Genomic DNA, 8,789 nt, shown 5'->3' with positions numbered 1-8,789 from the left:
GTTTCCAGCGGCGTGGCGATTCGGCTCTCGACGTCGGAGAGCGCCAAACCGATCGTCTTGGTGCCGAGATCGAGGCCGAGCAGCCGCGCGTGATCGGGCAGGGCGGTGAAGGTCTCGATCGGTACGACATTGGTGGACATGGCCGGCCCCTAGCACGCGCCGCCGCACGAGGCGAGCGGCGCGCGACCAGGCGGCCGGCGAGGGCGGGATCAGCCCTGCGGCTTGACGCCGGCGGCCGCCAGCGAGGTCGCCCATTTGTCGACTTCGGCCTCGAAGAGCTTGGCATGGGCCTCGCGGGTCATTTCGCTCTCGGGGAAGGTGCTGGTGCCGAAGGCCTGGAACTTCTCGATCACGGCCGGCGACTTTAATGCGGTCCGCAGCGCCGCGTTGAGCTTGTCCAGCACCGGGGCCGGGGTGCCCTTGGGCGCATAGAGACCGTGCCAGATCGTCATGTCGAGCTTGGCGCCGGCCTCCGCCATGGTCGGAACGTCCGGGAGCACGCTCAGCCGCTGGGCCGAGGTCACGGCATAGGCGCGAATGCTCTTGCCGGTGATCTGCGGGATGGCGGAGGTCGACTGGTCGCAGAGGATGTCGATCTGTCCGCCGACGAGGTCGTTCATCGCCGGGCCGGTGCCGCGATAGGCGACCTGGTTGAACTTGGCGCCGAGCTGCTGGGACATCAGCACCGCGCAGAGATGGGAATTCGAGCCGACGCCGGCATGGGCCACGGTCAGCTTCTCGGCATTCTCCTTGATGTAGGGGAAGAACGACTTCGCATCGGTCGGCGGCAAAGCGAGCTTGCTCGCGATCACCATCGGCCCGGTGTTGACCAGCCCGATCGGCGCGAAGGCGGTCTTCGTGTCGTAGCCGAGATTGTTGTAGAGCGCGGGCGCCGCCGCGAGCGCGAGATGGTGGATCAGGATGGTATGCCCGTCCGGCTCGGCCGCGGCAGCGCGCTTGGCGCCCGCCGTGCCGCCGGCACCGGCGACGTTCTCGACCACGACGGACTGGCCCAGCGTCTTGCTCATCTGTTCGCCGAGCAGACGCGCGATGACATCGCTCGGTCCACCGGCGGCAAAGGAGACGATTACCGTGATCGGCTTGGTCGGAAAACTCTGCGCCAGCGCCGGCGCGGCCAGCCCCAGTGACAGCAACGCGGCCAGGGCCGCCCGTTTGGTCATGCTCATGCGTATCCTCCATGGGTCGTGGTGAACGGCCGATCTGTGCCGGCTTGGTTTGGAAAGTTCAGGGACCGTGAACGCGTCAGCGCAGCTCTGACAGGTAGTGAGCCTCCTCCGTCAGACACAGGCTGAAACGCCGCTCGACGGGCGCATCCTCGAGCGACAGCGCGATCCGGTCGATCGCGAGGGCCGGCGTGCCGGCGGCGACGCCGAGATGCCGCGCCTCCTCGGCCGAGAGCGCGACCGCCTTCAGCCGCTCGCGCGCATGGGCCACGGTCACGCCGTAGCGGGTCGCGAACAGGCTGTAGAGGTTGTTGGGCACGGGCCCGTCCGCCAGTCCGGGGAAGCGCTGCGCCGGCAGGCTCACCGTCTCGAGGACCGAAGGCCGGCCGCCGAGCGAACGGATCCGCCGGATCCGGATGACGGGGTCGGCCGGCCCCAGGTCCAGCGCCGCCTGCTCGGCCGCATCGATCGTCGCGATCTCGCAGGAGAGGACCGTGCTGTCGGGGAAGCGGGCGACGCCGTCGTCCGGCACCAGCTTGAAGAACTGGAACAGGATGCGCTGCTCGTCATGCTCGGCGACGAAGGTGCCGCGGCCCTGCCGCCTCACCAGCAGGTTCTCGGCGGCGAGTTCGTCCAGCGCCTTGCGCACCGTCCCCTGGCTCACGCCGATCTCGCTGGCGAGCTGCCCCTCGCTCGGCAGCGCCATGCCCGGCGCCCAGACGCCCTCGACGAGTCGCCGCACGAAATGCGCCTTGACCTGCCGGTAAAGCGGTCGAAATCCGAGGATCTCGGCGCCGCCGGCCGTTTCGGGCGGTGTTGCAAATTCGAGCTTGTGCTCAGTCATGTGTCTTATATAAGACTTGTCGCGAGGCCGGTCGAGTCCTGAATTGCAGGCGGGAGCCGGGCGAAAGATCGCAGCGAGGAAATCCCATGAGCAAGCCCCACCTCCTGGTCCACGAGAAGAAGGACACCGTCGGCGTCGTCGTCGTCGAAGGTCTCAAGGCCGGCACCGACATGCTGTGCGTGGTCACCCACGACAATTCCGACTTCCGCCTGACCGCGAAAATGGACATTCCGATCGGCCACAAGGTCGCCCTCAAGGACATCAAGAAGGGCGAGACGATCTGGAAATACGGCCAGGACATCGGCCAGGCCAAAGCCGATGTGAAGCAGGGCGAGCATCTCCACGTCCACAACGCCAAGACCAAGCGCTGGTGAGCGCTTCGCCGTTCTGATCGCGCCGCAAATGGGCTCCCGCAGGGTCGAGCCCGCCAAGCCAGAAGAGGAAACGTCCATGTCGATCGTCGCCAATTTCGATCTCGTCAAAGGCAAGCTCGCCCGCATCAAGGGCCGCAAGATCGAGGCTCCCGAATTCAAGACCCCGGTCGTCCGCCGCCCGACCGGCCGCAGCCTCGACTCCTTCTTCGGCTGGCGCCGCGAGAACGGCCGTGTCGGCGTGCGCAACCACGTTCTGCTGCTGCCGCTCGACGATCTCTCCAACGCCGCCTGCGAGGCCGTCGCCAACAACGTCAAGGGCACGCTGGCGATCCCGCACGCCTATGGCCGCCTGCAGTTCGGCGAGGATCTCGAACTCCATTTCCGCACGCTCATCGGCACGGGCTCAAACCCGAACGTCGCCGCCGTGGTCGTCATCGGCATCGAGGACGGCTGGACCAAGCGCGTCGTCGACGGCATCGCCGCCACGGGCAAGCCGGTCGTCGGCTTCGGCATCGAGGGCCATGGCGACATCTCGACCATCGCCCGCGCCTCCTATGTCGCCAAGGAATTCGTGCAGTGGGCGACCGAGCTGCAGCGCGTGAAATGCGGCATCGAAGAGCTCTGGGTCTCGACCAAGTGCGGTGAATCCGACACCACCACTGGCCTGTCTTCCTGCCCGACCGTCGGCAACATGTACGACAAGTGGATCCCGCGCGGCGTCCACGGCGTCTTCGGCGAGACCTCGGAGATCACCGGCGCCGAGCATCTCTGCAAGGCCCGTGCTGCGACGCCCGAAGTCGGCGAGCGCTGGTACAAGATGTGGAAGGCCTATCAGGACGACGTCATCGAGGCCCACAAGACGGACGACCTCTCGGATTCGCAGCCGACCAAGGGCAACATCGCCGGCGGCCTGACCACGATCGAGGAAAAGGCGCTCGGCAATCTCGAGAAGATCGGCCGCGAGTGCAAGTTCATCGACATCCTCGAGCCGGCGCAGGCGCCGACCAAGGGGCCGGGCCTCTACTACATGGACACCTCCTCGGCCGCGGCCGAATGCGTGACGCTGATGGCGGCGGGCGGCTATGTCGTGCACACCTTCCCGACCGGGCAGGGCAACGTCATCGGCAACCCGATCGTCCCTGTCATCAAGATCACCGGCAACCCGAAGACGATGCGCACCATGCCGGAGCATATCGACGTCGACGTCTCCGGCATCCTGCGCCGCGACATGACGATCCCGCAGGCCGGTGACGCGCTGATCGAAAACATCGTGCGCACGGCGAATGGCCGCCTCACGGCAGCCGAGGCTCTGGGCCATCGCGAGTTCTCGATGACCAAGCTATACCGCTCGGCCTGAGCCGCCGCCAACAGCCGGGGCGCCGCTCGCGTGGCGCCCCGTTCCGCTCCGGCCTGTCATTCGGGAGCCTCCAGCCTTGTCCATCGCCACGACGACCCGCGCCAGTGCCTGGCGGCCGCTGCTCGACGGCATCGTGCTCTCCGCGGTGGTGGCGCTCGCGGCCTATCTCGCCGAACCGCTGGTGAAATCCGCCGCCGGCGGTCGCTTCGGCATCCCCGCCGTGGTGATCGCGCTGATCATCGGCATGGTCCTGCATCCCATCGCCAATGCGCCGCGCTTTCAGCCCGGCATGACCTTCTGCGTCAAGAAGATGCTGCGCTGGGCGATCGCGCTGCTCGGCCTGCGCGTCGCGCTCGGCGACATCGTCGCGCTCGGCCTGACGACCGCGCTGCTCGTCATCGCCGCCATGGCCGCCACCATCCTCTCCGGCTTCCTGCTGGCGCGCTGGCTCGGCCGCGAGACCGGCATGGGCGCACTCGGCGGTGTCGCCACCGCCGTCTGCGGCGCCTCCGCCGCGCTCGCAACCGCAACCGTGGTGCCCGACTACAAGAGCAAGGCCGCCGACGTCGCCTTCACCGTCATCGCGATGAATGCTCTCTCGACGGTGGCGATGCTGGCCTATCCGCTGATCTGCGTCTGGCTCGGCTTCACGCCGGCGCAGACCGGCATCATGCTGGGAGCGACCATCCACGACGTCGCACAGGTCGTCGGCGCGGGCCAGGCGGTCTCGGTCGAGGCCGCCAATGCGGCGATCATCGTCAAGCTGTTCCGCGTCTTCCTGCTCCTCCCCGCCGTGCTGATCGTCGGCTGGTGGCTGGTCCATGACGATGCCAAGCGGGCGGGAGACGTCGCCGGCAAGGCCAAGGTGCCGGTCCCGGTCTTCGCGATCATGTTCCTGGTGCTGTGCCTGGTGAACAGCCTTCTAGCCACGCAGCCGGCGCTGGCCGGCGTCTATCCCCCGATCCGCACGCTCCTGCTGTCGATCTCGACCTGGGGCCTGCTCATCGCGATCGCGGCTTTGGGCCTCGGCACCTCGCTGGGCGCCATGGCGCGGCTCGGCTGGCGCCATATGGTGTTGGTCACCGGGACCAGCCTGGTCATCCTCGTCATCGTCACCGGCAGCCTGCTCGCGCTGGGCTGACCGTCAAAGCTGCAAAGGCGCCTGCCATGACCGACATCGTCATCACGGAATTCATGGACGAGGCGGCGGTCGCCATGCTCAGCGCCCGCTACGACGTCCATCACGACCCCGATCTCTTCGGCAAACCCGACGAACTGGCGAGGCTCGTCGCCGACGTTCCCGCCCTGATCGTGCGCAACCAGACCCATGTCAGAGGCCCGGTCCTCGAGGCCGCCAAGGCGCTGAAGGTGGTCGGCCGGCTCGGTGTCGGTCTCGACAACATCGACATGGACGCCTGCGAGGCGCGCGGCATCAAGGTCTTCCCTGCGACGGGCGCCAACAGCCTCTCCGTCGTCGAATACGTCATTGGCAGCGCCATGATGCTGCTGCGCGGCGCCTATTTCGCCAATGCCGCGATGGTGGCCGGCGAATTCCCGAAGACCAAGCTGATCGGCCGCGAGATTGCCGGCAAGCGGCTCGGACTTGTCGGCTTCGGCGCCATCGCCCGCGACACCGCAGCCCATGGCCGCCTGCTCGGCATGACGGTTTCGGCCTACGACCCCTATGTGCCGGCCGACCACCCGGCCTGGGCGAGCGCAGAGCGGCTGGACCTCGATGCCGTGCTCTCGACCTCCGACGTGATCAGCATCCATCTGCCGCTCACGCCGGAGACCAAGGGGCTGATCGGCAAGGACGCGCTTGCCCGGATGAAGCCCGACGCGATCCTGATCAACGCGGCGCGCGGTGGCATCATGGACGAGGCGGCTCTCGTCGAAGCCCTCAAGGGCGGCAAGCTCGGCGGCGCGGCCATCGACGTTTTCGCCGAGGAGCCGCTGCGCGGCGCCGGAAAGCTCTTCGCCGATGTGCCCAACCTGATCCTGACGCCCCACATCGCCGGCAACACGGTCGAATCGAACGGCCGCGTCTCCGGGCTGGTGGCCGAGCGCGTCATGGCGGCGCTGGAGGGACGGCTGTGACCCGCGTCTCCTTCGAGCGGGCGGAAGCCCGCCTGACCGACCTCTTCGCTGCTGCGGGCGCCTCGCCGGCCAATGCCGCCTCCGTCGCCTGGGCGCTGGTGACGGCCGAGGCCGACGGGCTGAAGGGCCACGGCCTGTCACGCGTGCCGACCTATCTCGCCATGCTGAAATCCGGCAAGATCGACGGGCAGGTCGTGCCCAAGGCGAGCCGGCCGAAGCCCGGCGTGCTGGCGATCGATGCCGGCCACGGCTTCGCCTATCCGGCGATCGACCTCGCCATCGCCGAGATCCCCGATCTCGCCCGCGAGCAGGGCATCATCGCCGCGCCGATCCGCCGCTCGAACCATTGCGGCGCCGCGGGCCTGCATGTCGAGCGGCTCGCCGAGCAGGGGCTCGTCGCGCTGCTCTTCGCCAACACGCCTGGCGCCATCGCGCCCTGGGGCGGCTCGAAGCCGGTCTTCGGCACCAACCCGATCGCCTTTGCCGCGCCGCTGGCCGGGCGGGAGCCTGTCGTCATCGACATGGCGCTGTCCAAGGTCGCGCGCGGCCCGATCGTCGCGGCCAAGCAGAAGGGGCAGCCCATCCCCGAGGGCTGGGCGCTCGACGTCGACGGCAAGCCGACGACCGATGCCACAGCCGCGCTCGCCGGCACCATGGTGCCGCTGGGCGACGCCAAGGGCGCGACGCTGGCCATGATGGTCGAGATCCTGGCGGCAGCGCTCGTCGGCGCGCATTTCGGCTTCCAGGCCTCCTCCTTCCTCGACGCGCAAGGCGGCCCGCCCGACACCGGCCAGCTCATCCTCGCCATCGACCCGCACGCCATGGGCGGCAACTGGTTCGACGAGCGCATGCGCGCCCTGGTCCACGCCATCGAGGCGCAAGAGGGCACGCGCCTCCCGGGCGTCCGGCGCCTGACCCTGCGTACCAAGGCACGGGCGGAAGGGATTGAGATGCCGGAGGAAATGCTCTCTCCGTGACCGTCAGGTCTCCAAAGCGGCCTTAACGTCTCGGCCGCCATAGAGAATGCGCAGGATTTCGACCCTGTCACCGATGATGCGGAAGGCAATCGTCACGCGCCGCTCCATGCCGATGATCCTCAAGCCTGGCAGCAGATCGTCATGCAGGGTTCCGCGCATCGGGAAGTCGGCGAGCGAGCGATAGGTCGTCTCGATCCGCTGGATATAGCGATCGGCGGTCTGAGGGCTCGATCGCTTTGCTATCCAGTCGTAGATCGAACGCAGATCGAATTCGGCTTGTGGACTGAGCTTCAGCTCAAACCGTGTCACGGGCCTTCGCCAGCCGTTCCTGATGATAGGCGCGCATCCGGTTCGACATCTCGTCGGCCGACAGCCAAGGCCGAGTATCGGCCAGCGCCTCCTCCACCTTCGCCTTCAGTTCGGCTTCGAACGCTCGTTCCTCGCGGGCGAGCGCCTCCAAACCCGCCCGCACGACCTCGCTCGGCGACTCATATTCGCCCGAGCGAACCCGCTCTTCGACCTTCCCGGCGAGATCCCCGAGAGTCACCGTCAGCGTCGTGTTCGGATCGTCCATCGCGAACCTCCCATCCGTATTCCGGTATTTTATCACGCGTCCGGCCGCGGGCCCAGAACCCTAAAATCGCCGCTAAACGAAGTCGAACGCATCGACATCGACGAGCCCCTTGTCGGTGATCTTGAGATGCGGGATCACCGGCAGCGTCAGGAAGGCGACCTGCAGGAAAGGCTCGGCCAGCACGACACCGAGCGCCTTGGCCGCGGCCCTCAAGCCCTCCAGTCCGTGCCGCACGGCCTCGAAAGGCTGGTCGCTCATCAACCCGGCGACGGGTAGCGCGAGTTCCGCCGTGACCCTCCCGCCATCGGCGACAGCGAAGCCGCCGCCGATCTCAATAAGCCGGTTGGCGGCGGCCGCCATCGAGGCCGCGTCGACGCCGACGACGCAGAGATTATGGCTGTCATGGCCGACGGAGGAGGCGATCGCGCCCCGCTTCATGCCGAAGCCATGGACGAAGCCGGTCGCGATGCCGCCGGACTTGCCGTGCCGCTCGATCACCGTGACCTTGACGGCATCCTGCGTGAGATCGGGCAGGGCCTGCCCGTCGCGCGCGGGCAGGCGCAGGCCGAGCCGCTCCGTGATGATCCGGCCGGGCACCACGCCGATCACCGGCGTCTCGCCATCCCGCGCCGCTACCTTGAAATCTTCCGGCGTCAACACCCGGCTCTTGACGCTGCCGAGCCCGACCGGCGCCACGGGCACCCGGTCGGCGAAGAGCCCATCCTCGACCCGCCGTCCGCCGGCGAAGACCTGCTTCACCGAGCAGGCCGCGAGGTCCTCCACCAGCACGATGTCGGCGCGCTTGCCCGGGCCGATGAAGCCGCGGTCGAACAGGCCGTAGAGCCGCGCCGCCGAGAGCGAGGCGATGCGATAAGTCGCCAGCACATCCGCGCCGCGGGCGATCGCGGTGCGGATCATGAAGTCGAGATGGCCTTCCTCGGCGATGTCGAGCGGGTTGCGGTCGTCGGTGCAGAAGGCCAGGAACGGCGAGGAGTCGCGCGAGATCAGCGGGATCAGCTGCAGCAAATCCTTCGAGACCGAGCCCTCGCGGATCAGGATCGCCATGCCCTTGGCGAGCTTCTCGCGCGCCTCCTCGGCGGTCGTCGTCTCATGGTCGGTGCGGATGCCGGCGGAGAGATAGGCATTCAGGTTCATCCCCCGCACCAGCGGCGCATGGCCGTCGATGGGGCGGCCCGAGAAGGCCTCGAGCTTGGCGAGACAGCCGGGATCGCGATGGATTACGCCAGGAAAGTTCATGAATTCAGCCAGCCCGATGACCTTCGGGTGGTCCATCATCGGCGTCAGGTCGGTCGCCTCCAGCCGCGCACCCGCCGTCTCCAGATGCGTCGCCGGCACGCAGCTCGACAAATTGACGCGCAGAT

11 protein-coding genes are annotated in these 8,789 nt (G+C 67.8%); 5 read left to right on the top strand and 6 right to left on the bottom strand.

Translation table 11 applies throughout. From position 1 onward, the window contains the following. The 3 genes from ruvX to Q8M82_RS01250 all read right to left on the bottom strand — a co-directional run. A partial coding sequence (gene ruvX, locus Q8M82_RS01260) for a Holliday junction resolvase RuvX (protein ID WP_305689574.1) occupies positions 1-140 on the bottom strand: 140 nt, incomplete at its 3' end. A 69-nt stretch (positions 141-209) separates the two neighbouring features. After that, positions 210-1,187 carry a tripartite tricarboxylate transporter substrate-binding protein gene (locus Q8M82_RS01255; protein ID WP_305689573.1) on the bottom strand — a complete coding sequence of 326 codons (978 nt, stop codon included), beginning with the start codon at positions 1,185-1,187 and terminating at the stop codon, positions 210-212. A gap of 76 nt (positions 1,188-1,263) precedes the next feature. Further along, positions 1,264-2,028: a GntR family transcriptional regulator gene (locus Q8M82_RS01250; protein ID WP_305689572.1), complete on the bottom strand. Its 765-nt coding sequence runs from the start codon at positions 2,026-2,028 to the stop codon at positions 1,264-1,266. Positions 2,029-2,114: 86 nt separating this feature from the next. On the opposite strand from Q8M82_RS01250, the gene Q8M82_RS01245 reads away from it, so the two are divergent. The 5 genes from Q8M82_RS01245 to Q8M82_RS01225 all read left to right on the top strand — a co-directional run bounded on the left by Q8M82_RS01245 (position 2,115) and on the right by Q8M82_RS01225 (position 6,833). Beyond that, a complete protein-coding gene (locus Q8M82_RS01245; protein WP_305689571.1) occupies positions 2,115-2,402 on the top strand; it encodes a UxaA family hydrolase in 288 nt (95 codons plus the stop codon). A gap of 76 nt (positions 2,403-2,478) precedes the next feature. Continuing rightward, positions 2,479-3,759 carry a UxaA family hydrolase gene (locus tag Q8M82_RS01240; protein ID WP_305689570.1) on the top strand — a complete coding sequence of 427 codons (1,281 nt, stop codon included), beginning with the start codon at positions 2,479-2,481 and terminating at the stop codon, positions 3,757-3,759. Positions 3,760-3,835: 76 nt separating this feature from the next. Next, complete coding sequence (locus Q8M82_RS01235; protein ID WP_305689569.1) at positions 3,836-4,900, top strand: YeiH family protein; 1,065 nt, start codon at positions 3,836-3,838, stop codon at positions 4,898-4,900. 26 nt (positions 4,901-4,926) lie between these two features. Continuing rightward, positions 4,927-5,856, top strand: a complete 930-nt coding sequence (locus Q8M82_RS01230; RefSeq protein WP_305689568.1) for a hydroxyacid dehydrogenase — start codon at positions 4,927-4,929, stop codon at positions 5,854-5,856. Beyond that, positions 5,853-6,833, top strand: coding sequence for an Ldh family oxidoreductase (locus Q8M82_RS01225; protein ID WP_305689567.1), 981 nt, complete (start codon positions 5,853-5,855; stop codon positions 6,831-6,833). Before Q8M82_RS01230 ends, Q8M82_RS01225 begins: the two co-directional genes overlap by 4 nt. Positions 6,834-6,836: 3 nt before the next feature. Here the strand turns inward: Q8M82_RS01225 and Q8M82_RS01220 are convergent, their stop codons facing one another. The 3 genes from Q8M82_RS01220 to Q8M82_RS01210 form a co-directional block, all read right to left on the bottom strand. Beyond that, on the bottom strand, positions 6,837-7,142 hold the full coding sequence (locus tag Q8M82_RS01220) for a type II toxin-antitoxin system RelE/ParE family toxin (protein WP_305689566.1): 306 nt from the start codon (positions 7,140-7,142) through the stop codon (positions 6,837-6,839). Next, positions 7,129-7,407 (bottom strand): ribbon-helix-helix domain-containing protein, encoded by a 279-nt coding sequence (locus Q8M82_RS01215; protein WP_305689565.1) that lies wholly within the window; start codon positions 7,405-7,407, stop codon positions 7,129-7,131. Before Q8M82_RS01215 ends, Q8M82_RS01220 begins: the two co-directional genes overlap by 14 nt. 72 nt (positions 7,408-7,479) lie before the next feature. Further along, a partial coding sequence (locus Q8M82_RS01210; RefSeq protein WP_305689564.1) for an adenine deaminase occupies positions 7,480-8,789 on the bottom strand: 1,310 nt, incomplete at its 5' end.

It is taken from the genome of Allobosea sp. (assembly GCF_030694325.1).
Lineage (GTDB): Bacteria > Pseudomonadota > Alphaproteobacteria > Rhizobiales > Beijerinckiaceae > Allobosea.
The sequence above is the reverse complement of the archived record's forward strand: the minus strand, read 5'-3'. Positions and strand labels throughout refer to the sequence as shown.